The sequence below is a fragment of the Arthrobacter sp. P1_B3 genome, from assembly GCF_056406615.1.
Map to the genome: position 1 here is coordinate 87,668 of NZ_JBFTZV010000016.1, position 21,051 is coordinate 108,718.

Consider the following 21,051-nt stretch of genomic DNA (forward strand, 5'->3'; position numbering starts at 1 on the left):
CAGGAGTTGGCGCGGCGGTCGCGTCGTTGGTGCAGGCCGCCATCACCGCGGTGACTGTCCTCGAAGTCGACACGATGACAGCCGAGGACACACTCGGACTCGTGCACGCAATTGACCGCCTCGACAGCCTGAAGCTGCTGCTGCTCGCAGGCTTTGTCGCTACCGTAACCACCGTGCTGCGCCGCAATGGGTTCACCGCACACTGGGTCCCCGCCATCGCAGTGCTGCTCGTCCCGATGCTGGTCACCGGGACTGTCGCGTTTGCCGTGTCCAACCAAGTGCTGGACACCATCCTGGCGGGATCCCTGGTGCTGCTTCTGGTGTGGGCGGCGGGAATCGCCTGGACCATGAGGCCCCGGCGAGCGCGAATCGCACCGGAGATCCAGCAGTCACGGCCGACCGCCTGATCGTCGCCCAACCTGTCCTGCACAGCCTGATCCCCATGAACGTCGGAGAACTCAAGGGAAGCGAGCGTCCTTCCGATTTATCCGAGACAGAGGTACCGCCCGGCCCACCCCGGTAACTTGATCAGAACGTTGTCCGCCCTGGGGCCTGGCTCGTCACAGTGTTGTTCCGAAGTGATTTCTCCTCAAGCCGTCTCGCCGGCCAGTTGGAGTACTGTTCGATCATGACGACGTCTGGGCGGGAACCCGGTAGTCCACAGCCCAACGTCAGGGTGACGACGAACCATGTCAGGTCGGAAGGCGATGACCTGTACTTCGAAGTACGGGGTCACGGGCCGGCGTTTTTGTTGATCCCTGGAGCCGGTGGGGACGCGGACTTGTATGCGGCCGTCGCGGACCTCCTCTCAGACGAATTCAAGGTAATCACCTACGACCGCCGTGCGAACGCCCGCAGCACTTCCAACAGTCCCCAGAATTTCGAGATCAGCCAGCAAAGCCGGGATGCGGTAGCAGTCATCCATGCCGCCGGTGAGCAGGCGGCCTTCATCTTCGGGAGCAGCAGCGGGGCTGTCATTGCCCTTGATGCGGCGAGAACCCACCCCCATGCCGTGCGGGCCGCCATCGCTCACGAGCCGCCGTGTGCGAGGGTATCCCCGAATGCTGCCAAGTGGCAGCGTTTCTTCGCCAACGTGTACCGAACGGCCTACCACTTCGGCCCTTCGCTGGCAGGGCTTCGTTTCATCTTCGGAATTCAGGTTCCCGTGAGGAAACTTGTCAAAGGACATGCCCAAGCCGCGAGATATGCCCGCGGCCATAGAGAGTTCCGGCAACACGAGTCTCGCATCAGCTCGCTCGACGCGAACAGTGTCCTGATGAAGCTCGAACTCCTGCCGGTGACGAACTATCTCCCGGATGTTCAAATGGTTCATCGCAACGGAGTGACGGTCATTATGGCCGTGGGCAAGTGGACCCAGGAACGGAAGACCTGGCTTGCTGAAGTGTCGCTCATCCTGGCAGAGCGGCTGGGCTGTGAGCTGGTGACATTCCCGGGTCACCATGGCTCGTACACCGACATGCCCCACGAATGGGCGGCAACCCTGCGCAGGGTTTTGCGCAAAGCCGGCGGAACAGAGCAAACCGGCCAACTGACGAAATGACAGCCTGCTCAGGCGTATCCGCGCCTGGGTCCGCCGCTTTGGTGCTTGGGTCAGTCAACTGCGTGGACGCGGCCTTTGGCCTGCGGCAACATCCTTGCGTTCGCGGAGAACCTGGACGCCTGCCTCCGCGTAGGGCTTTGCGACGAGGAGGACCCCCGCCAGTGCTGCCGCGAGCGTCCCGATGCTGAGGGCGAACTGCGCCTGACCAGTGTAGGCCTGGAAGACGCTGACTGCCAGGACCAGGGAATAGCCGATGCCCGCGCTCCACACCGCGTGCCGACGTCGAACATCTGACCAGGAGGAGCGCTGGACAAGCCACCCAAGCAGGGGCAGCACCTGGATGGCATGCAGGGCGATGCCATGAGGAGATTTGAGGATGCCGGCGGCACCGAGGACGACACCTTCCGGACCAAAGACCGCTGCCTCGTTGCCAGACAGGACGGCAGGTTCGCCGACGCCGATTATCGCCGCGCCGAGGACCTGTCCCGCGACGAGCAGCACCATACCGGCCCGGACGGACAGCGTGAGGTCGGGGGCACCGGGTTTGGCTGAGGTGAAACTCAGGATGGCCAGGCTGACAATCACGACGACGATGACCATGACGGTCATGCCCATAGCTGAGAAGACCATGGCGTCGAAGGGCGTGGCGGTGTTGAAATGCGAGGGTACCCCGCGCCAGGCCTGCATGGTCACCAGCGCGGCCTCGACCACAAACGCGGCGCTGAGAATGCCGAGAAGGAGCCACGAGGTCAACGGGCGCAACCGTAGGCAAGATTCGATGAGGGCGAGCGTGATGGCGGTGAGTGCCAGGGACAAGCCAAAGGTGATCGGCTTGCGCCACGAGACAGGGCCTTCCCAGGCAGTGCCTGACTGCAGGAACACCAAGGTATGGAAGACGGCGGAGACGGCCATGATAAGGCCGACGGCGGCGAGGACTTTGGCTGGCGCGGACAGGTGCTGCCAGTTGCGGAGGAGGAACGAAGGACGGGGGCGCTGGTTCACGGTTGCTGTGGGCACGACGTTCAGACTAGGGCGATTAATGGTCCAGAAGGATCGGGGACTCCCCTGAAGCGGACCCTGGGCAAACCCGGATTTCACCCTTGGTCGCGGGAGAGTTTTCATTCAGTTGAACGCCTGCGTCACGGCAGGAACCTGGATCCAGACAGAGTTAGTGTTGCCAACCAGCCGTGTCCGTCACAATCGGCACGTGAGATTCGATGGAGTGGTTCCCGAAGAAGCAGGCAGCGACGGCTTCGACAACCTCGTGCCGATTCCACACGACGTGCATCAGACCCAGTTCAAAGCATGATGGAGCTACTGCTGAGCCGACCGTAAATGCTGCCCTCGACCCCTATCGCAACTAGACCGAGCCCCGCGACGGCGCCGGGTCGAACCCATTCCGGCTCTTGGTGCTTGAAAAGATCGGCCAACTCATACGTGGTCTACCCGACGGGGCAGGCGGTTCTGGGTCCCTGTTGCCTAGCCGCCGTCGCTGATGTTTTCCAGGAGCCACTGGGTAGCGGGCGGGTTCCGGCGCAGGGTGAAGGTCCGCAGTGCGGAATTTGAGCTAAGGCGGACCTGGATGCGCCAGTATTCGATGCCCACCAGGTCGCCGCCGCCGACGGCCGCCGTGCGCCGGGCGTCCGGCCAGGCCTCCCGGATGAACCAGTGCACCGGATCGGCGGCCACGGCCCAGATGCGGCCCTCGTGCCGGATGGCCAGTGGCGTGCCGGCCGGGGTGAACCGGACATCCACGGCAACGTCCAGGGCCGATCTATTCGCTGTTGCCGTCACGGTCTGCTCGTTCTCCCAAGTTCCTGTTCATCATTTCGTCCCGGCGGGTGACCGCCGAACTCCACACCAGGTCCGGTAGGTCCTGGTCATCGAAGGCCCCTCATGGCGCCAACGCGGCCCACTGAACCGGCCCGCCCGCCATTGCCGAAGACAAGGAAAGCAGCATTGCCAACTAGCAGGCTGAGGCCTAATGGGGGCAGTCGACAGCCCGCGCTCGCCATGGAAGGCTGGCCGGCGCCCGATGGGGACAGACGCCGGCAAGCGCTGACGGTGAAGGGTCGACCGGAGACCAGATGGGGGGAAGGCGCCGGCCGACGCTTACGGTGCAGGGCCGGCCGGTGMCCGATGGGGGGTCCTGGCTCCGAGCGGCGCTTACAACGGGGTAATCGTTGGGGTAGCCCGAAAGGTTACGCACCGATCGGAAATTCTTTTTTCTTTTCAGGCCCGGCTCGTATGGCAGTCGGTCCGCGAGGGCAAGGAATGGTGGTGGGCCGGACCCGGGGTCGTGGCATTGGGTGTCTACGGCTTCGCCGCGACACTGCAGCCCGACGCGCACTTCGGCCGGATCCTCGCCGCCTATGGAGGGGTGTTCGTTGCCGGCTCCCTGGCCTGGGGGATGATTTTCGACGGTTTCCGGCCCGACCGGTGGGACATCACCGGCTCCGTGATCTGCCTGCTCGGGGTGGCCGTGATCATGTTCGCACCGCGCAGCGCCGGCTGAAAAGCGCCTCAATACACAGTTGTGTGAATACATCGGTGCCTGTATTTTGGTTGCATGGAAACCCTCACGCATGCCCCGGTGCTGGCCCGGTTCGGCTACGCGGTCTCTGACCCCACCCGGGCGCGGATTCTGCTGGCCCTGGCGGATGCGCCCGCGTACCCGTCGGAGCTGGCCGATTCCCTGGGGGTCTCGCGGCAGAGCATGTCCAACCACCTGACATGCCTGCGGGGCTGCGGCCTCGTGGTGGCTGTCCCGGACGGCCGGCGGACCCGGTATGAGCTCGCTGACGCCCGGTTGGGACATGCCATCAGGGATCTGCTCGGCGTGGTGCTGGCCGTTGACCCGGCCTGCTGCGCCCCGGACGGAACGTGCCTGGCATGACCACGACAATTCAGCCCGTGCACGCGGCCTCCCGGCGCGCCGTCTTGAGCCGGCGGATCCGGCTGTTCGCGGCCGCGACCATAACTTACAACATCATCGAGGCCGTCGTCGCGCTTTGGGCAGGCAACGTCGCGGACTCGTCAGCTTTGATCGGCTTCGGACTCGATTCGGTGATCGAGGTCGCCTCCGCGGTCGCCCTGTCCTGGCAGTTCTCCGCTAAAGACCCTGAACGGCGCGAGCACCTGACCCTGCGGATCATCGCGATCTCCTTCTTCGCCCTGGCACTGTTCGTCTCTGTGGACTCTGTCAGGTCGCTGACCGGAGGCGGCGAGGCACAGCATTCCACTCCGGGCATTGTCATCGCTGCCCTGAGTCTGGCCATCATGCCCGTGCTGTCCTGGCTTCAGCGCCGGGCCGGACGGGAACTCGGATCCAGGACCGCGGTGGCGGATTCCAAGCAGACGCTGCTGTGTACGTACCTCTCCGCGGTTCTGCTGGCCGGTCTGGTGCTGAACAGCACGCTGGGATGGTGGTGGGCAGACGCCGGCGCAGCCCTGGTCATCGCCGGGATCGCCGTCCGGGAAGGCATCGACGCCTGGCGCGGCGATGTGTGCTGCACCGTCCCGCATACCGGGGTAAGCCACGACGGGGAAGGTGACGATTGCTGTGCCACCCCCGAACCCGGCCCCGTCACAAACGACGACGGCGGACCGGCCGGTTCGGGTGTGCACGCAGTTCCGGATACGGATGCCGGGCAAAGTGCGGCTTCCGGCTGCTGCGAGGGCTGCGGATCCGGTCCCGAACCGAAAGCTGTCAGCCTGTCTCTGACCCCAAAAGCGAATGCCAAAGAACCAGGCCGCAGCGACCAGAAAAGCATCCACCACTGATGGCACGGACCCTGACAAACACCCCGGCCCCCAGCGACCCGGCCAAGACGGCCCGCCTGGTGATATGGATCTTGCTGGGGGTCATCGTCGCCGGCGGTGTCATCTGGTACGCGGTCTTCACCGCCACCAAACCCACACCCCCGCATGCTGCCACTCACGCACAGCTCGTCCGGGAGGACAGCCACCGCGTGACATCTCCGTCCACGGAGAAGGCGCAGCTGGTCGAGTTCCTGGACTTCGAGTGCGAATCTTGCCGCGCCGCCGAGCCGCTCGTGCAGCAACTGAAGCAGGAATACGGGGACAGGATCACGTTCGTCCACCGTTACTTCCCGCTCCCCGGGCACCGGAACTCCGGAACCGCGGCCCTCGCCGTCGAAGCCGCGGCCGCGCAGGGCAAGTACGAACAGATGGCCGCAAAGCTGTTCGAAACCCAGCCCCAGTGGGGCGAAAAGCAGGACTCCCAAGGCGCCCTGTTCCGGACCTTCGCGCAGGAGCTCGGCCTGGACCTGGACGCCTACGACGCCGCCGTGACGGATGAACAGACCAAGGACCGGATCCGCAAAGACGTCACCGACGGCACAGCCCTGGGCGTGACCGGGACACCCACGTTCTTCCTCGGCGGCGAAAAGCTCGTCCTTAGCAGCGAAGCGGACTTCCGCCAGAAACTCGCCGACGCCGCAAAATAGCCCGGTTGACCCGGACAGGAACAATGACCGCATGAGAATAGAACTGCTCCACATCGATGACTGCCCCAACACGTCAAAAGCGCTCGAACAGGTCGAAGCAGCCCTGACCGCCCTGGGGCGTGGTGACGTCCCCGTCCATTTGCGGCCCATAAAGTCTTCTGCAGATACCGCCGGAACCGGATTTGCCGGTTCACCCACGATCACCGCAGACGGAACCGACATCTTCCCCGACGGAGCACCAAGCAGTGACCTCGCATGCCGGATCTACCCCACGCCCGGCGGTCATGCGGGCGTGCCGACCGTCGTCCAAGTCATGGAAGCCCTCAAGAACCATGGCCTCTGATACGTACTGCCAGTGCACCTGCTGCGGGCGGACAATGCAGCGCGAGAAACTTCATGCCCTCGGCGCCGAACCTGCCTACATTTGCCGGCGATGCGGGCTGTGGGTCGCCCTAAGGCGTCGGACCCGACCCTGAGCCAGCCAACTCTACAGCGGCCGATTGCCCGGTGCAGAGGACTTCGGACATTCCGTGCAGACGACTCCTGAAAATGACACCGAAGCCCTAGAATCCCGCGATATCTGACCGTCCGCCGAGTTGACCCAAAAGTGCGGCCATATTGATCCATCACGGTGCGCAGTCCGGACTGCTCGGCCCGCGCGGTTCTGCGGCTGCACCGCGTGATCGCCTCCGCGAGGCTCCCGAAGCGTTATCGCCTAGCCCGCTGACACATCGATCAGCACCTTGCCGACGATGCTCTCTTCCACCGCCGCGTGGGCCGCAGCAGTGTCAGCCAGGTCAAACCGATGCAGCGGAAGACCCGCGGCCTCTCCCACCGGAAGGGCGCCGTCTGCGATGGCCGCATTGATGTCCTCGGCGGCGGCGTGCACCGCCGCCATGCCAACGGTGTAGAGCAACACGAACTGATAGCGGATATTGAGGCTGAAATGCCTGCGCACGTCCAGGGTCACCTGATCGCCTCCATTGTTGGCGTAGACCGCGACGGAGCCGCGGTTGCGGATCACTGCCAGGTCAAGTTCCGCGTTCTGCGCGGGTGCCACCTCCACGATCTGGTCGACGCCCTCGGGAGCGATCCGGCGGATCTCTGCGGCCGCGTGGGTTTCCCGGTAATTGATGACGTGATCGGCGCCGGCGGCCGTGACCAGCGCAGCCTTTGCCGGTCCGCTCACGGTCGCGATCACAACGGCGCCGGCCCACTTGGCGAGCTGGATCGCCGCATGGCCTACGGCGCCGGCCCCTCCAGCGACGAGAACTACCTTGCCGTCCAAGGCTCCCGGGTGCAGCCGCCGCGGGCCGTCCTCGGCGATGGTCAGGGCCCGGTGAGCGGTGACCGCAGGAACGCCCAGGCTTGCACCGACGTCGAAACCGGCGTTCTCCGGCAGCGGAAAGACCCGCTCGGCCGGAAGGACGGCGAACTCCTGCGCTGTCCCGCCGTCGGCGCGCTGGTAGGCGGCCAAGGCCAGCCAAACTCTGTCACCGACGTGGAGATGCTCGATGCCGGGTCCGACGGCGTCGACCACTCCGGCACCGTCTTGGTTCGGCACGACCTCCGCGAAGGGCAAGGGCTCGCCYGGTTTGGCCCCGCGGCGGGACTTCCAGTCGGTGGGGTTCACCGCGGAGACCATGATCCGCACGCGTGCCTCCCCGCGCCCCGGGTCGCGGATCTCGCGGTCGACGAGCTCGAGAACAGACGGGTCGCCGGTGGCACGGTACACGATAGCTTTCATACTCAGACCTAACGCCGGCCCCGACCGAAAATTCCCGCCGGGTGCCGGACCAGATGCGGGCAACGGGCCTCGCCAGGAACGTCCTTCGTCCTGACTGGACCGCCTTGTGGCGGGACTTCAAGGGTCGAGACCCGGCCTCAGCAGCTCGAATCAATCAATCACCAGGTCCGGCCGGGCCGTCCGGGCTGCACCGGAGGAATCAGGAGGCTCCCGGACGTCAGCTGGCCGGTGCAGGCCGGCGCCGCTGGCGCAATTGCCTCAGCGTCCAGTTCAAACCAGCGAAGTGAGCTACTTTCTATCCGGAGGAACCGCATTTGCCCACCACCGTCAAGGCCGCCCCCGGCGAGCCCCTGCCATGGACCGGCTATCGCGCCTTGATTTTTGACTGGGACGGCACCCTGGTTAACAGCCATGGGGCCAACTACCAGGCCATGGCCGCAGCCCTGAACGCACAGGGTGCGCGAATGGAAAAGGTGTGGTTCGATGCCCGAACAGGATTGTCCACTCCGGAGATGGCCTCTCTCATCAGCGGCGAGCAGAACATCGACCTGAATCTGGACCAGATCGTGAGCGCGCGCAACAGCGAATACATGCAGCTGCTCGAGTCCGTCCGGGAAATCGTGCCAGTAGTCAACGTTCTCCGTGAAGCGTCAGCGGCAGGGGTTCTGACCGCTCTTGCAACCGGCGGAGGAAAGGCCACTGTGATGCCCACCGTCGACGAGCTCGGGCTGCGGGATCTATTCAACGTCATTGTCACGAGAGAAGATGCCGAGCGTGGGAAACCGGCGCCGGATATCTTCCTGACTGCAGCGAAACGCCTGGAGGTCTCCCCCGCCGACTGCCTGGTTTTTGAGGACAGTGAAGAGGGACTCGCTGCGGCCCAGCACGCAGGCATGGACTCGGTGGATGTACGAGCGCTGCGCGGAACTGTCGCGTGAACGACGGCTGTCCGCCGGACGGGCAAAACTATGTGATCCCGTGACACCAGGGGGACCAGTTCATAGGGACCGACTCCCCTCTCCTGCAATCTGGGCGCTCCGGTCCGGGTTAGGACATCCGTGCGGCGGCACGGTGTGAACACGGGCGCCACCCGATGCCGGGCCTCTCTGGCCAGCCGCCGATTCGGAAGTGGAACAGCGAGAACGTCAAATCCACAAGAAGGAGTCCCGGCTGGATCGGGATGGTGCTGGGATATGATCGCGGATCATGAGCGCAACGCCGAGCACCACAGGAACCGTCCGGGCTGTCTTCCTTGACGTGGACGGCACCTACGCGGACTACGGCGTGGTCCCCGAGGGCCATGCGCGCGCTGTGCGGGCAGTGCGTGAAGCCGGCCACCGGGTCCTGCTATGCACCGGCCGGCCGGTCTCGATGCTGCCCGACAGTATCCTCGCGGCAGGCTTCGATGGCATCGTGGCCAGCGCCGGCGCCTACGTGGAGGTGGCCGGGACCGTGCTCGTGGACCGGCGCTTCCCGGCAGATCTCGCGGCCAGAACGGTTAGGGCACTCGACGCGCACGACGCCGTGTATGTCCTGGAGGCGCAGGAGGCGCTGCACGTTTCACCGGCGGCGATGCAGCGTTTGCGAGCGATCCTCGACGCCCATTTCAGCAAGGCGCAGGAGGGCCCGGTGGGTTCTTCCGCTATTCTCGGCGCGGTGCGCACCACTGCGGACCGTGGGGCCGTGCCCTTCGCCAAGGTCTCCGTCTTTGAGTCGCCCGTTGCCATGGAGCGCCTGGTCCAGGAAATCGGCGACGGCATTGCCGTCGTCGCCAATTCGGTGGCCGACGAGGGCCGGCACGCCGGCGAACTGTACCAGTTCGGGATCAGCAAGGCTGACGGTGTCGCGGCCGTTATCGCCCACCTCGGCATCTCCCGCGAAGACACAGTTGCGATAGGTGACGGCGCCAATGACCTGGAGATGATCGCCTACGCAGGTGTCGGCATCGCCATCGAAGGCTCGTCCCCCGAGCTTATGGCCATCGCGGACCTCACCGCCGCCGGTCCGCGGCAGGAGGGGCTCGTTGCCGCGTTCGCCGAGCTCGGCCTCCTCTAATCCGGCACGGCTTGGGATTTCGCGGAAGTGACATGACGCTTGCCAAGCAACTAGGCTTCACGGCCCCTTCGTCACAGACCAACTGATACACAAGACACTCTCGCCGTACGCGGACGACCTAATCATTGCCACAAAAGTAGGACAATCGCGAGAAGGACCCGGCCAGTGGACCGCCCTCGGTCGGCCCGTTCATGAGACGCCGGCGGCGCCGGAGGCAACCGCAGGCGCAGCGCCGTCGGGCTTTACCGCGCGGCACGACGGCGGGTGGCGATGGCGAGTGCAATGGCGGGAATCAAGGTCAAAGCGGCAATGATCGTGCCGACGAGGCCGGGACCGGTGGTCCCGAGCGGGGAGAGCAGGGCTGCCCCGGCGATGGCGGTGCCCACGGCGGTGCCTGCGTTGAACGCCGAGACACTCAGGGCGGAACCGAGGGTCGCGGCTTTCCCGGCGAAGCGGACCGCCAGGTGAATCAGCACGCTGTTGGCGCTGAGGCCGAACAGGCCCAGCAGGACTACCAGTGCGCTGGTCAGCCATGGCGAACCGGGCAGCAGGCTGATTCCCAGCAGGAGGATGGTGGTCACCGCGGGTGTAATGATCGTGATCGGCCCGGGGTGGGCGTCGCCGAAGCGGCCGGCGAGGAGGGTGCCGATGACCGAGCCCATACCGAATCCGGTGAGCACCAGCGGGACCTGGGCAGCGTTCACGCCGGCCTGATCCGTCAGGATCGGGGCGATGTAAGAGTAGGCGGCGAGCACGCCGCCGCACGTCGCGGCGCAGGCAGCCAGCGCCAGCCACAGCCGGCCCGAGCGGAGACCGGCCAGTTCGGCACGGATCGAAGTTGTTTGCGCCGCCGGGGCGCCGTGCGGCACGAGGCGGGCGACGAGAACAGTGGCAACTGCGGCGGCGGCCGCCAGGGCCCAGAAGGTTCCGCGCCAGCCGACGAGCTGCGCTACGAATGCCCCCAGCGGCACGCCGAGAACGGTGGCCAGTGCCCCGCCGGCGCCCACGACCCCTACCGCTCGGGCACCTGAGGACGGGCCCGCGGCGCGGGTGGCCACCACAGCGGAAACTGCCCAGAACGCACCGGTGGCAAGGGCGCTGACGAACCGTGCCACCAGCAGCAGCGTGAAGTCCGGGCCAAGCGCCACAACGATGTGGCCGATAACGAACACGATGAGCGCCAGGACCAACGTCAGCTGCCTGGACATGCGCATCGTCAGCATTGCCATCAGCGGCGCGCCTATGACCATGCCGATCGCGAAGACGGTGATCAGCGATCCGGCCTGGGCGACGCTCACCTTCAGGTCTCCCGCGATCATCGGAAGAATGCCGGCCACCACGAACTCGCTCGTGAGCATCAGGAACGTACCCAGTGCCAGCACGTAGACCACCACCGGAAGCTTCGGCCGCCGTCCGATCTCACCGGTTTTCGTATTGCCGGCAGTAATGCCGTCCTTGATTTTTGTCTGCACGCTCATACGCATTCCTCATTTAGGCAGTGGAAAATGTCTTGTATCCATTTCAACCGTTTGCTCACCGGGCGGAGAAGGCTGCGTTTATCGGGGTATAAACGGTCCCCCTTTGCCGGAACATCGGCGGGTGCGGGCATGCTCACGAAGCGCGGCGACCCGTCCCGACTGCGACTCATGGATTGGCAATCCAAGGCATCTGGCGAGTGGGGGCGGGGTTTATGGGGGGAAGAAGCTGTCTCCCCCTAACCGAAGTGAACCGGGGTTACCGTGGACGTATGGACCATCTGCCTGACAACCGCACCGACATCCGGGACTTCCTGGCCAGCCGCCGCGCCAAGCTCAACCCGGACCAGGTCGGCCTCCCCGCCGGGACCCGACGGCGGGTCCCGGGGCTGCGACGCGAAGAGGTCGCCGTGCTCGCCGGGGTGAGCACCGAATGGTACGCGCGGCTCGAGAAAGGCCACATCAGCGGCGTCTCCGAAGATGTCCTCGAAGCCGTCGCCCGGGCACTGCACCTGGACGATGAAGAACGCGCCTACCTCTTCGAACTGGCCCGGGCGGCCCGGCCCGCAAAGCGGACTCCCGTCCGCAGCAAAGAGCCGGAGGTGGCTGCCCGGGTCCGGTGGCTGCTTGACTCCATCACCATGTCCGCCGCGTTCGTCCGCAACGGCCGGCTCGACGTCGTCGCCGCCAACCCGCTGGGCCTGGCGCTTCACGCTCCAATGTTCGCCAGCGACACCACCACCGCGAACGGCCACGCGAACTTCGCGCGCTTCCACTTCCTCGATCCGACCTCGCGGGACTTCTTTATCGACTGGGACGCCGGCGCCGCAGCCACCGCCGCCCTCCTCCGCACCGAAGCCGGCCGCGAGCCCAACGACAAGGCCCTCCGCGAACTCGTCGGCGAACTGTCCACGCTCAGCCCGGAATTCCGCACCCTATGGGCATCGCACGATATCCGATTCCGGCACGACGGCATCAAACGGCTCCAGCACCCCGTTGCCGGATACCTGGAACTGACCTACCAGTCCCTCGCCCTGCCCACCCTCCCCCGCGCGGTCCACGAACTCAGCGTCTACACCGCCGAACCCGGAACCATCCACGAGGAGCACCTCAGGCTGCTCACCAGCTGGGCGGCCACAACCATCCCAGAAACAGCACAAACCAACAGCTAGCCAGACCCATACCGACGGGGGTGACCTTGGGCCCCGTGTCGATTCAAGCTTTTTGCAAGGCGCTTCTGGCAGGATGCATTCCGACGTATCCCGATTGAACGTGGGTGGTTGTTATGTATGAAAACGCGAACTCGAAACGCTCCGTCCGGTTTTGGGTAGTTTCCATTGTGACTTTGGGTGCCCTCGGGGTCGTGGGCTGGTACGCGATCAGCGTCTTCGCGCGCCTGTTGTTCCCTTCCTGAGACAAAATCATTAGTTTTGTCTCGAGGACGTCGGGATTGAGGCGGGCCCTGGCCGAGCCGACGCAGACCGGCGGTGGCTGGGGCGCAACGATCCGATCATCGAATACTGGTCCCGCGCAAGGCTGAGTTCGCCCGATTATGGATGGCGAGCAGGGCCATGTTGGGACATGATCGGAAGATGCGCCGATCCGGAAAGATTCCATTCTGGGCGGTCCCGCCAGCCCTGCGCGGCTACAGGATCGAGTGGCTGCGCCACGACCTGGTGGCCGGCGCCGCGCTCTTCGCGATCTTGGTCCCCGCGGGCATGGCGTACGCCCAGGCCGCCGGCCTTCCACCGGTGACCGGCCTGTACGCGACGGTAGTGCCCCTGCTTGTCTACGCAGCAGTCGGGCCATCGCGTGTGCTGGTGCTGGGGCCGGATTCCGCGCTCGCCCCGATGATCGTTGCAGCCTTGGTTCCCTTGGCCGCGGATAACGAGCAGAAATCCGTGGCCCTGGCCGGTCTCCTGGCCATACTGATTGGCGGCATCTTGCTGCTCGGCTCAGTGCTGAGATTGGGAATCGTCACTGGACTGTTGTCGAAGCCCATCCGGCTCGGCTATCTCAACGGCATCGCCTTGCTGGTGGCTGTGTCCCAGCTTCCCACCCTCCTGGGGATCTCCGTGGAAGGCAGTACACCTTGGGAAAAACTCATCGCCGCCGCGCCGAAGGTGCTTGCCGGCGAGACCAATTTGACGGCACTACTGCTCGGCCTGGTCTCGCTGGCGCTCATCTGGGTTCCCCGCCGGCTGAAATGGAAGGTTCCGGGCGTGCTCATTGCGGTAGTGGTGTCCTGCATCGCCGTGGCCCTGCTGGGACTCCAAGAGCGTTTGAAGGTCACAGGTGCCCTCCCGCAGGGGCTCCCTGCACCGGCCCTGGGCGGAATTGGCTGGGCTGACGTCCTGACACTGTTGCCCGCCGCCGCCGCGATCGCCCTCATCGTCTTCGTTGATACCGGAACCCTGTCCCAATCCCTGGCGGCCGCAGAGGACGGCAGGGTATCCGGCAACCATGAAATGGCAGCCTTGGGTGCGGCGAACGCTGCCACCGGGCTGCTGGGCGGCTTCCCGGTGTCGGCCAGCACGTCCCGCACGCCGGTAGCAGTCGAGTCCGGGGCGAAATCCCAGCTCACGGGGGCTGCGGGCGCAGTACTGGTGCTCGGCTTCATGCTCGTGGCGCCCGGCGTCACCGAGTTCCTGCCCGCCACAACCCTTGCCGCCATCGTCATCGCCGCAGCCGCCGCAATGGCCGACCCGGCCGGTGTGCGACGGCTCATCGGCATGAGCCGCAGTGAATCGTTGGTGATGTTCGCGGCATTCCTGGGGGTCACCATACTGGGCGTCCTCCCGGGCATCGCCATTGCCATCGGCTTGGCAATTCTGGACTTCCTACGGCGGGCCTGGGACCCCTACCGCGCTGAACTCGTGGACGTGCCCGGTATACCCGGGTACCACGACGTGAGCCGTCATCCGGAAGGGGAACGCATCCCCGGCCTGTTGATCCTGCGCTTCGACGCACCCCTGTTCTTCGGCAACGGAGCCTTGCTGGGGTCCTTCGTACGCAACGAACTGGACCAGGCGGAGGACGGCACTGAACGCGTGGTGCTCGCGGCAGAACCAGTGACAGGAATCGACACGACTGCACTGGACGAGTTGGTGCAGCTTGACGAATGGCTGGACCGGCACGGCGTAGACCTGGTATTCGCCGAGCTCAAAGACCCGGTCAAAGACAGATTGTTGCAGTACGGCATGGGCGCCCGCTTCTCTCCCGACCATTTCTACCCGACAGTGAGCGAAGCAGTGAGGGCGTTCCAACGGGAGAAACGGGAGGGGTAGGAAACGGTATCCCCGGACGCCGTGAAACAGCAGGCCCCCGCCTCTGCACCTGGGCTCGTGTCAGCCCATCGGAGGTGTCAGCCCGTACCGGGCGATGATGTCCGGCAGCCAGGGCGGCTCACCGAACTGAAGCCCGTATTCGGCGGCCATTTTGGCAATAACCTCGGGATCCGGCGGACCCGCTTCAAAGTGATCGGCCAGTCCCCAGAAGAAATGCTCAAACCCGGCCGGGCTGATGATCTCGATCAAACGGGCGGGGACTTTGCCGGCATTCCACATCGTGTGGAGCTCCCCCCGCGGTTTCGTGATGTAGCCTCCCGCTCCGAGCACCGCCTCACGATCGCCGGACCGGAACCCTATCTCGCCTTCAAGGACGATCGAGTACTCGTCCTCCCTCGTATGGGTGTGCGGGGGGACCAGAGCCCCGACAGGGAACGGGTGCTCCACAATCGAGAGCTGTTCATTGGTGTCTTCGCCGAAGAGCTTGAAGACAACGCCGATTGTTCCGAGACGACCCTCCCGCCCTTTGCCCGGCAGCACAACTGTCAACCGCGGAGCCCTTTCAAGGTCCATAACAGACCACCCCTCCAATTTCAATATACAATGGTGTTTACCGAAATTGTCCGCCCGGGAAGGAGCCGAGTCAATACATTGAGTGAACACCACGGCTCATCCAAGAGCCGCCGCTACGAAATGAGCAAGAGGACAGAAAAGATAGGCGGCACTCACCAGCGCATCATCGACGCGGCCGTGACGCTGCACGGTTCCATTGGGCCGGCCCGCACCACGATCGCGGGCATCGCCGAAAAGGCCGGTGTCACCAGGCTGACGGTCTACCGCCACTTTCCTGACGACGAGGCCCTATTCTCCGCCTGCTCCTCGCACTGGCTCTCGCAACAGCAACTGCCGGACCCCGAGGAATGGTCCCGGCACACCGACCCACTCGAACGCCTGACCGTTGGCCTGACCGATCTGTACCGGTTCTACCGCCGCGGCGAGGCCATGCTCACCCGAATCTATGCGGACTGGCATGTGCTCCCCCAAACACACCGCGCGGCCCTCGAATCCACGAACGCCCACTTCCGGAACATTCTTCTCGAGCCGTTCCCCGAGCCGAACAGGAATTCCAGGTTTAACGCCACGCTCAGCCACGCGGTTTCCTTCTGGACTTGGCGATCACTTTGCCATGACAACGGGCTCTCCGACGATGACGCCGTCGAAGTCATGTCCACCCTGATCACCACCGCAGTCCGCGCTCCGGAGACGCCCGACGCACCCATGCCAGAGAACGCGGGCGTCCGCGGACAGTGAACCGCTAAAACAGGCGGACAGAACCTGCTGCCAGGTCGGCTGCAAGTAGTGCGGTGCGCGGCCTTCAGCGGAAGAGAGGCGAGTCCAGAAAGGTGGTCACAACTTCCTGCACCAGAGGTGTCTTCGCGAGCCCGAAGAAATGTGTCGTGCCGGGAAAAACCGCGAGCTGCGACGCCGGCACGCCCTCAAAGTCGCCGTTCACGTCTCCCCCGCGCAGCTGCAGGAACCGCACCGCGTGCTCGAGCTTGACCATGTCGCAATCGCCGACGGTGATCAAGGTGGGGGCCGCGATGCCCCGGACCTCGTCATCACTCCACCCCGTCGCGCCCGCGTCGTAGCGCCCGAGCTTGTCCAGGAGTCCTTGTAGATGCTCGCGGTCGGGATGCGGCGACACCGTCAGATAGCGCTCTTCCATGGGCGTGCCGGCGATCATGTCCACGGTCATGGCGGCGACCGCTTCGGAGTTTTCACCCCGATCGCCGTCGGGCCGGAATGACACGGACGAAACGATGAGTTTGCGGATCAGGTCCGGGCGGTTGACTGCCAGATGCAGTGCGACCGCGCCGCCGACGCTGAATCCGAAGATATCCACCTCCCGGACCTCCAGATGTTCAAGGAGCCCAACGACGTCGGAGGCGAGGTCGCGGGTGTTCAGCGGACGGTCGATGTCGTTGGTTCGACCGTGACCTTGGAAGTCCATCGCGATGACCCGGCGGCCCGCCGACAAGCCCGGGAGCAACGCGCCAAATTGCTGCTCGATATCGAACAGCCCGCCATGTAATAACAGCAGCGGTGTGCCGCCGGCACCATGCAGCTCGTAGTACATCTGCATTCCGTTAACGGGGGCGTACCCGGTTTCGGGGCCTGCCGTCGCTTGCTGATCCATCCGCTCGTTCTCCGCTCGATTCGGAACGCCCTTCGTTTTGGGGCCATCCTAGTCCGGCGGCAGTGCAGGCGGCAGGGTGCTCGGGACTGACAACAGCAGCGTTCGACGGCGGGTGCGCACCCACCTCGACCGCTTTGGTTACAAGCCTGTTCTGCTTGTCAGGCCCTTGGCATAGAGCGAGATGTCTCAAAAAGCTATTGCTTGGCGGACCGCCGCGGGACCTCCCGCCGCCGTCCGGCTCTGAACGCGCAGCTACATGGACGGGTCAGCCTCGGGGTCGTGCTCGCAACCAGCCTGACTCCGCGTAAGGCCCACACCCCGATAGTTAGGCACGGCGGTGAATGGACTTGTAGCTCAGGTACGCGTTGAGTCCTTCGATCCCGTACTCGGTGCCAAGGCCCGAGTCGTGCCGGCCGCCAAAGGGTGCGGCATGGTTGGATGCGAAGAAATTGATGCCCACGGAGCCGGTGTCCATCCGGTCCGCCACGTTCAGAGCAGCGTCCGCGTCCTTCCCGAACACCAGCCCGCCCAGGCCGAACTCGGTGTTGTTCGCCAGCGCGACGGCCGCGTCAACACTGCCATCGGCGTCGTCGTATTTTAGGATGCACAGGACCGGTCCGAAGATCTCCTCGCGGGAAATCCGCATCTCCGGTGTGACGTCGGCGAAGACTGTGGGCTCGACGAAGTAGCCGCCTTCAAGGCCACCGCCCAACGTCGCCGCACGCCCGCCGGTGGTGGCCCGTGCGCCTTCGGCCAGGCCTGACTCCACGTACTCCAGCACGGTCCGGTACTGGGACTCCGTTGCGCAGGGGCCGAACACGGTGTCCGGATCGAGCGGATCACCCTGCGTCCCGGCGGCAATCGTGGCCGTGACCATGTCCACCACCTCGTCATAGCGGCTCGCGGGCGCCAGGATCCGGGTGGAGATGTAGCAGGTCTGGCCGGTGTTGCGCATGGAGGACCGGATCAGGACCTTGGACATGGCGTCCAGGTCCGCGTCGGGCAGCACAACGGCGCTGGATTTCCCGCCCAGCTCCAGCGTGACCGGGCGCAGCAGTTCACCGCAGGCCGCGGCAATTTTCCGGCCCACCGGCGTCGAACCGGTGAACGCCACCTTGTCCACGCCCGGGTGCTTGACCAGCACATCCCCTAGCCGGCCGGAACCGGTGACCAAGTTGACCACGCCCGCCGGGACCCCGGCCGCGGCGACGGCGTCGATAATCACCCGGATGGACAGCGGAGTGGGCGACGCCGGCTTGATCACCACGGTGCAGCCCGCCAGCAGTGCCGGCGCCAGTTTGATGACCACCAGGTTGATGGGGAAGTTCCACGGTGCGATCAGCGCGCAGACTCCCAGCGGGTCGCGCCGGACTACGGACTCGCCGCCGCCGCGTGGGAAGGGGCGGACGTCTTCGCGCTCGAGGTACTCGGCGAGGGTGGCAAAGTAGCGGAAGATGCTTGCCGCGTTGGCGGCCGCGCCGGCGGACTCGGAGACCGAGGAGCCGTTTTCCCGCGAGTTGGTCAGCGACAGTTCTTCAGCCCGCTTTTCCACTTCGTCGGCAATCCTTAGCAGGTAAGCGGCGCGTTCAGACGGCGTAAGCCGGGGCCACTCCCCCTGAAACGCTCGCTGGGCGGAGCCGACGGCGGCGTCCACGTCTTCCGGTGTTCCGTCCGGCACCGAGCCCCACACTTCGCCCGTGGCGGGGTCAGTCACAGGGTTGCGGCCCGTGCTCCGCGAAGGCTGCCACGCTCCGCCGACAAAGATCGTGTCCACATGCGTATGCGGCAGGGAAAGCTCCGTTCGGGCAACCAGGGCAGGAGCCCCATGCGTGTCGGAGGTCATCGGATCACCGCCGTCTTGAGGAGGGCGTTGGATCGGTTGAGGTCCGCCGTCGCCATGTCCACGGCCGCCTGCGTGATGAGTTCGGGCACGATCTCGGTGGCCAGCCGGTCGGTGTACGTTGCCGGGTCCATGGCGAACCACGAGGAGGCCAGCGAGATCCCGGCACGGTCGAAACGCCACAGCCGGTCGGCGTCGCGCATCAAGGCGTCCTCCAAGGACCTGGCCACTGGCCGTGTGTCGTGGCCGTCGATGATTTCGCAGACGCGTTCCACAAAGGCCGGCGAATAGCCCAGCCCCGGGAGCACCCGGCGGGCCACCTCGCAGCCCTGCTGCTCGTGTTCGTAGCGGATGGCAGCCTTGCGCCAGTCACCGGTGAAGCCCTCGGAGATGATGCGGGATTCATCAACGTGGGCCCAGCCGGTGTCGTGCAGCAGGGTGGCCACGCGCACCAGTTCAGCGTCGGCGCCGGGATAGGCTCGGCACAGCCTTTCGGCGTAGGCCAAGGAAATCGGCAGATGGATGTCGTTTCCGCGCGTCCGGGTTTCCTGGACGACGGCCTTCCACAGCGCGTCGAGTTCCTCAAGGGCCGCGGGGGTGTTGCAGATGGCGGTGGTGTCCACCGGACCGGCCGCGGGTACGGGCCGGACGCTGTACTCCGCGGCGAAGGCCTCGGCCGGCACGTCCGCCGGTTCAGCGGCGAGGCCGGCTGAAGCGACCGGAGTCTTGGGGGTGCGCATATTGCTCCTTCGGGTGGGCCGACGTATTGTCTGAGTGCAGTTAGCTGTCCGTGGTGATGGTCTTGAGTTGCGTGGCGGGGTCCGCCGCGGCGTCGGCGGGGATGTTCTGCCACTTTGCCAGGGCGTTCTTCACTGCCATAAAGTCCAGCGGTGCGTTGACGCAGTCGGCGGCGATTACCTGGCCCTGGCGGTAGTAGAGGACGCTGAACTTTCCGCGTGCCTCGTCGCGCCGGAGGACTGTCTGGTCGAAGCCGTTGCAGAGACCCGCGATCTGAAGCTTGAGGTCGGCCTGGTTGGACCAGAACCACGGGATGCCGGCATATTCCTCCCGCCGGCCCGTGAGCGAGTAGGCGGCCACCTTGGCATGCTCGATGGCGTTGTTGACGCTTTCCAGCCGGATCCGCTCACCCGGCTCCGAGCCCGGTACCGGGTTGGGCATGTTGGCCACGTCCCCAACTGCAACGGTGGTGCCGTCCGAAGCGAGCGCGAAACGGTCCACCACCACGCCGTTGTCCACGTCCAGTCCGAGCTGTTCGGCCAGCTGCGTGTTGGGGATGACGCCGATGCCGATCAGCACAATCTGGGCAGGCAACACCGTGCCGTCCTTAAGCTCGACGGCGGCGACTGAAGTGCCGCCGTCGGCGGGGGTAAAGCGCGCCGCACTCGTGTTGAGCCGGATGTCCAACCCACGGGAGCGGTGTGCCGCCAGGAAGTACTCGGCGGTCTCCTCCCCCACCGCCCGACCCACCAGCCGCGGCCCATATTCGAGCACGGTGACGTTTTTGCCCATCTTCTGCAGGCTGGACGCGGCCTCCAGGCCAATGAACCCGCCGCCGATCACCACCACGTCCGTGGCGTCGCCTACCCGGGCTTTGAGAGCCAGCGCGTCGTCGGCATTGCGCAGGTACAGCACGCCGTCCAGGTCCGCGCCCTCGGTGTCCAGTTTGCGGGCGCGGGCGCCCACGGTGAGGGCAAGCCGTTTGAAGGGGAACTCCCGGCCGGAGGACGCGTGCGCCACCCCGGAACCGTCCGCTTCCTTGTCGATCCGGGCGATGTACTCGCCCTTGACCAGGTCCACGTTGTGCTCGGCCCAATATTCGTTGGAGCGAAAAATCAGGGAATCGCTTTCCACGGTGCCCTGCAGGAACTCCTTGGACAGCGCGGGCCGCTGGTACGGGCGGTGGTCTTCATCCCCGAGCAGGGTGATGTGTTCGTCGAAGCCCAGGGCCCGGAGCGATACGGCAAGCTGTACGCCTGACTGGCTGGCGCCAATGATCAGGAGCCCGGTCTGGGTGGGGACGGTGGTGGCGCCGGCCGCCTGCTCCATTGCGTGCGTGCCCACGGTTACACCTGGGATTCCGGGGTGGTGACGAACAGTTCGAGCTCGTCCGTGAGGCGCAGCTGGCAGGACAGCCGGGAGTTGTCCTCGCGGTCCACTGCGGTGCCGTACAGCATCTCGTCCTCCATGTCCTCCATGGGCGGGAGCTGCGAGACGCAGTCTTCCCGGACGAAAACGTGGCAGGTGGCACAGGACAGCGAGCCGCCGCACTCGGCCACGATTCCGGGAACGCCGTTGCGCACCGCGGTTTCCATGACCGAGTCGCCCACGTTGCCCTCGACGTCGCGAACGGCGCCTTCGGCGTCGGTGAAGTGAACCGTTGGCATTGGTCCTCCTTGGGG

General features: G+C 65.4%; 22 protein-coding genes. 12 read left to right on the forward strand and 10 right to left on the reverse strand.

The features are described from left to right. The first annotated feature begins 29 nt into the window (after nucleotides 1-29). On the forward strand, nucleotides 30-407 hold the full coding sequence (locus AC1D2F_RS16320) for a hypothetical protein (protein ID WP_476967191.1): 378 nt from the start codon (nucleotides 30-32) through the stop codon (nucleotides 405-407). Nucleotides 408-628: 221 nt separating this feature from the next. Next, nucleotides 629-1,561 carry an alpha/beta fold hydrolase gene (locus AC1D2F_RS16325; RefSeq protein WP_229995535.1) on the forward strand — a complete coding sequence of 311 codons (933 nt, stop codon included), beginning with the start codon at nucleotides 629-631 and terminating at the stop codon, nucleotides 1,559-1,561. Nucleotides 1,562-1,615: 54 nt separating this feature from the next. Here AC1D2F_RS16325 and AC1D2F_RS16330 read toward each other — a convergent pair whose 3' ends face one another. Continuing rightward, nucleotides 1,616-2,578: a hypothetical protein gene (locus AC1D2F_RS16330; protein WP_476967192.1), complete on the reverse strand. Its 963-nt coding sequence runs from the start codon at nucleotides 2,576-2,578 to the stop codon at nucleotides 1,616-1,618. A 462-nt stretch (nucleotides 2,579-3,040) separates the two neighbouring features. Then, nucleotides 3,041-3,355, reverse strand: coding sequence for a hypothetical protein (locus tag AC1D2F_RS16335; protein WP_476967193.1), 315 nt, complete (start codon nucleotides 3,353-3,355; stop codon nucleotides 3,041-3,043). 385 nt (nucleotides 3,356-3,740) lie between these two features. Here AC1D2F_RS16335 and AC1D2F_RS16340 point away from each other — a divergent pair, with 385 nt between their 5' ends. The 5 genes from AC1D2F_RS16340 to AC1D2F_RS16360 are packed head-to-tail and all read left to right on the forward strand — an operon-like array spanning nucleotide 3,741 to nucleotide 6,373. After that, nucleotides 3,741-4,076 (forward strand): YnfA family protein, encoded by a 336-nt coding sequence (locus tag AC1D2F_RS16340; RefSeq protein ID WP_476967210.1) that lies wholly within the window; start codon nucleotides 3,741-3,743, stop codon nucleotides 4,074-4,076. A gap of 54 nt (nucleotides 4,077-4,130) precedes the next feature. Continuing rightward, nucleotides 4,131-4,457 (forward strand): ArsR/SmtB family transcription factor, encoded by a 327-nt coding sequence (locus AC1D2F_RS16345; protein ID WP_229995532.1) that lies wholly within the window; start codon nucleotides 4,131-4,133, stop codon nucleotides 4,455-4,457. Next, nucleotides 4,454-5,344 carry a cation diffusion facilitator family transporter gene (locus AC1D2F_RS16350; RefSeq protein WP_476967194.1) on the forward strand — a complete coding sequence of 297 codons (891 nt, stop codon included), beginning with the start codon at nucleotides 4,454-4,456 and terminating at the stop codon, nucleotides 5,342-5,344. The genes AC1D2F_RS16345 and AC1D2F_RS16350 overlap by 4 nt, the downstream gene beginning before the upstream one ends. Then, complete coding sequence (locus tag AC1D2F_RS16355; RefSeq protein ID WP_476967195.1) at nucleotides 5,344-6,030, forward strand: DsbA family protein; 687 nt, start codon at nucleotides 5,344-5,346, stop codon at nucleotides 6,028-6,030. Before AC1D2F_RS16350 ends, AC1D2F_RS16355 begins: the two co-directional genes overlap by 1 nt. A 31-nt stretch (nucleotides 6,031-6,061) precedes the next feature. Beyond that, entirely contained in the window at nucleotides 6,062-6,373 is a 312-nt protein-coding gene (locus AC1D2F_RS16360; protein WP_476967196.1) for a thioredoxin family protein, read from the forward strand. A gap of 372 nt (nucleotides 6,374-6,745) precedes the next feature. Here AC1D2F_RS16360 and AC1D2F_RS16365 read toward each other — a convergent pair whose 3' ends face one another. Beyond that, nucleotides 6,746-7,777 carry an NADPH:quinone reductase gene (locus tag AC1D2F_RS16365; protein ID WP_476967197.1) on the reverse strand — a complete coding sequence of 344 codons (1,032 nt, stop codon included), beginning with the start codon at nucleotides 7,775-7,777 and terminating at the stop codon, nucleotides 6,746-6,748. Between the two features lie 314 nt (nucleotides 7,778-8,091). Between AC1D2F_RS16365 and AC1D2F_RS16370 the strand changes: the two genes are divergently transcribed. Both AC1D2F_RS16370 and AC1D2F_RS16375 read left to right on the forward strand, forming a co-directional pair. Continuing rightward, nucleotides 8,092-8,715, forward strand: a complete 624-nt coding sequence (locus AC1D2F_RS16370; protein WP_229995526.1) for an HAD family hydrolase — start codon at nucleotides 8,092-8,094, stop codon at nucleotides 8,713-8,715. Nucleotides 8,716-8,983: 268 nt separating this feature from the next. Continuing rightward, nucleotides 8,984-9,832 carry an HAD-IIB family hydrolase gene (locus AC1D2F_RS16375; protein ID WP_290369402.1) on the forward strand — a complete coding sequence of 283 codons (849 nt, stop codon included), beginning with the start codon at nucleotides 8,984-8,986 and terminating at the stop codon, nucleotides 9,830-9,832. A 242-nt stretch (nucleotides 9,833-10,074) separates the two neighbouring features. Here the strand turns inward: AC1D2F_RS16375 and AC1D2F_RS16380 are convergent, their stop codons facing one another. After that, nucleotides 10,075-11,310: an MFS transporter gene (locus AC1D2F_RS16380; RefSeq protein WP_476967198.1), complete on the reverse strand. Its 1,236-nt coding sequence runs from the start codon at nucleotides 11,308-11,310 to the stop codon at nucleotides 10,075-10,077. Between the two features lie 269 nt (nucleotides 11,311-11,579). Between AC1D2F_RS16380 and AC1D2F_RS16385 the strand changes: the two genes are divergently transcribed. Both AC1D2F_RS16385 and AC1D2F_RS16390 read left to right on the forward strand, forming a co-directional pair. Then, nucleotides 11,580-12,479, forward strand: coding sequence for a helix-turn-helix transcriptional regulator (locus AC1D2F_RS16385; RefSeq protein ID WP_476967199.1), 900 nt, complete (start codon nucleotides 11,580-11,582; stop codon nucleotides 12,477-12,479). A gap of 420 nt (nucleotides 12,480-12,899) precedes the next feature. Then, nucleotides 12,900-14,594 (forward strand): SulP family inorganic anion transporter, encoded by a 1,695-nt coding sequence (locus tag AC1D2F_RS16390; protein WP_364742652.1) that lies wholly within the window; start codon nucleotides 12,900-12,902, stop codon nucleotides 14,592-14,594. Between the two features lie 60 nt (nucleotides 14,595-14,654). On the opposite strand, the gene AC1D2F_RS16395 is transcribed toward AC1D2F_RS16390, so the two are convergent. After that, nucleotides 14,655-15,134: a cupin domain-containing protein gene (locus AC1D2F_RS16395; RefSeq protein ID WP_476967211.1), complete on the reverse strand. Its 480-nt coding sequence runs from the start codon at nucleotides 15,132-15,134 to the stop codon at nucleotides 14,655-14,657. Nucleotides 15,135-15,245: 111 nt separating this feature from the next. On the opposite strand from AC1D2F_RS16395, the gene AC1D2F_RS16400 reads away from it, so the two are divergent. Further along, nucleotides 15,246-15,905, forward strand: coding sequence for a TetR/AcrR family transcriptional regulator (locus tag AC1D2F_RS16400; protein ID WP_476967200.1), 660 nt, complete (start codon nucleotides 15,246-15,248; stop codon nucleotides 15,903-15,905). A 64-nt stretch (nucleotides 15,906-15,969) separates the two neighbouring features. Here AC1D2F_RS16400 and AC1D2F_RS16405 read toward each other — a convergent pair whose 3' ends face one another. From AC1D2F_RS16405 to AC1D2F_RS16425, 5 genes are all read right to left on the reverse strand, one after another. Next, nucleotides 15,970-16,791 carry an alpha/beta fold hydrolase gene (locus tag AC1D2F_RS16405; RefSeq protein ID WP_476967201.1) on the reverse strand — a complete coding sequence of 274 codons (822 nt, stop codon included), beginning with the start codon at nucleotides 16,789-16,791 and terminating at the stop codon, nucleotides 15,970-15,972. A 325-nt stretch (nucleotides 16,792-17,116) separates the two neighbouring features. Then, the gene (locus AC1D2F_RS16410; protein ID WP_476967202.1) at nucleotides 17,117-18,634 is read right to left on the reverse strand and encodes an aldehyde dehydrogenase family protein; all 1,518 of its coding nucleotides are present in this window, start codon (nucleotides 18,632-18,634) and stop codon (nucleotides 17,117-17,119) included. Continuing rightward, entirely contained in the window at nucleotides 18,631-19,371 is a 741-nt protein-coding gene (locus AC1D2F_RS16415) for an HD domain-containing protein (RefSeq protein ID WP_229995178.1), read from the reverse strand. Before AC1D2F_RS16415 ends, AC1D2F_RS16410 begins: the two co-directional genes overlap by 4 nt. A gap of 40 nt (nucleotides 19,372-19,411) precedes the next feature. Beyond that, nucleotides 19,412-20,713 carry an NAD(P)/FAD-dependent oxidoreductase gene (locus AC1D2F_RS16420; RefSeq protein ID WP_476967203.1) on the reverse strand — a complete coding sequence of 434 codons (1,302 nt, stop codon included), beginning with the start codon at nucleotides 20,711-20,713 and terminating at the stop codon, nucleotides 19,412-19,414. Nucleotides 20,714-20,715: 2 nt separating this feature from the next. Next, nucleotides 20,716-21,036 carry a 2Fe-2S iron-sulfur cluster-binding protein gene (locus AC1D2F_RS16425; RefSeq protein WP_229995180.1) on the reverse strand — a complete coding sequence of 107 codons (321 nt, stop codon included), beginning with the start codon at nucleotides 21,034-21,036 and terminating at the stop codon, nucleotides 20,716-20,718. Nucleotides 21,037-21,051: the final 15 nt, after the last annotated feature.

Coding starts and splice junctions, on each gene's coding strand:
- AC1D2F_RS16390 (WP_364742652.1), top strand. CDS start 12,900: ATGCGCCGATCCGGAAAGATTCCATTCTGGGCGGTCCCGCCAGCCCTG.
- AC1D2F_RS16345 (WP_229995532.1), top strand. CDS start 4,131: ATGGAAACCCTCACGCATGCCCCGGTGCTGGCCCGGTTCGGCTACGCG.
- AC1D2F_RS16405 (WP_476967201.1), bottom strand. CDS start 16,791: ATGGATCAGCAAGCGACGGCAGGCCCCGAAACCGGGTACGCCCCCGTT.
- AC1D2F_RS16415 (WP_229995178.1), bottom strand. CDS start 19,371: ATGCGCACCCCCAAGACTCCGGTCGCTTCAGCCGGCCTCGCCGCTGAA.
- AC1D2F_RS16410 (WP_476967202.1), bottom strand. CDS start 18,634: ATGACCTCCGACACGCATGGGGCTCCTGCCCTGGTTGCCCGAACGGAG.
- AC1D2F_RS16360 (WP_476967196.1), top strand. CDS start 6,062: ATGAGAATAGAACTGCTCCACATCGATGACTGCCCCAACACGTCAAAA.
- AC1D2F_RS16385 (WP_476967199.1), top strand. CDS start 11,580: ATGGACCATCTGCCTGACAACCGCACCGACATCCGGGACTTCCTGGCC.
- AC1D2F_RS16325 (WP_229995535.1), top strand. CDS start 629: ATGACGACGTCTGGGCGGGAACCCGGTAGTCCACAGCCCAACGTCAGG.
- AC1D2F_RS16425 (WP_229995180.1), bottom strand. CDS start 21,036: ATGCCAACGGTTCACTTCACCGACGCCGAAGGCGCCGTTCGCGACGTC.
- AC1D2F_RS16380 (WP_476967198.1), bottom strand. CDS start 11,310: ATGAGCGTGCAGACAAAAATCAAGGACGGCATTACTGCCGGCAATACG.
- AC1D2F_RS16375 (WP_290369402.1), top strand. CDS start 8,984: ATGAGCGCAACGCCGAGCACCACAGGAACCGTCCGGGCTGTCTTCCTT.
- AC1D2F_RS16355 (WP_476967195.1), top strand. CDS start 5,344: ATGGCACGGACCCTGACAAACACCCCGGCCCCCAGCGACCCGGCCAAG.
- AC1D2F_RS16350 (WP_476967194.1), top strand. CDS start 4,454: ATGACCACGACAATTCAGCCCGTGCACGCGGCCTCCCGGCGCGCCGTC.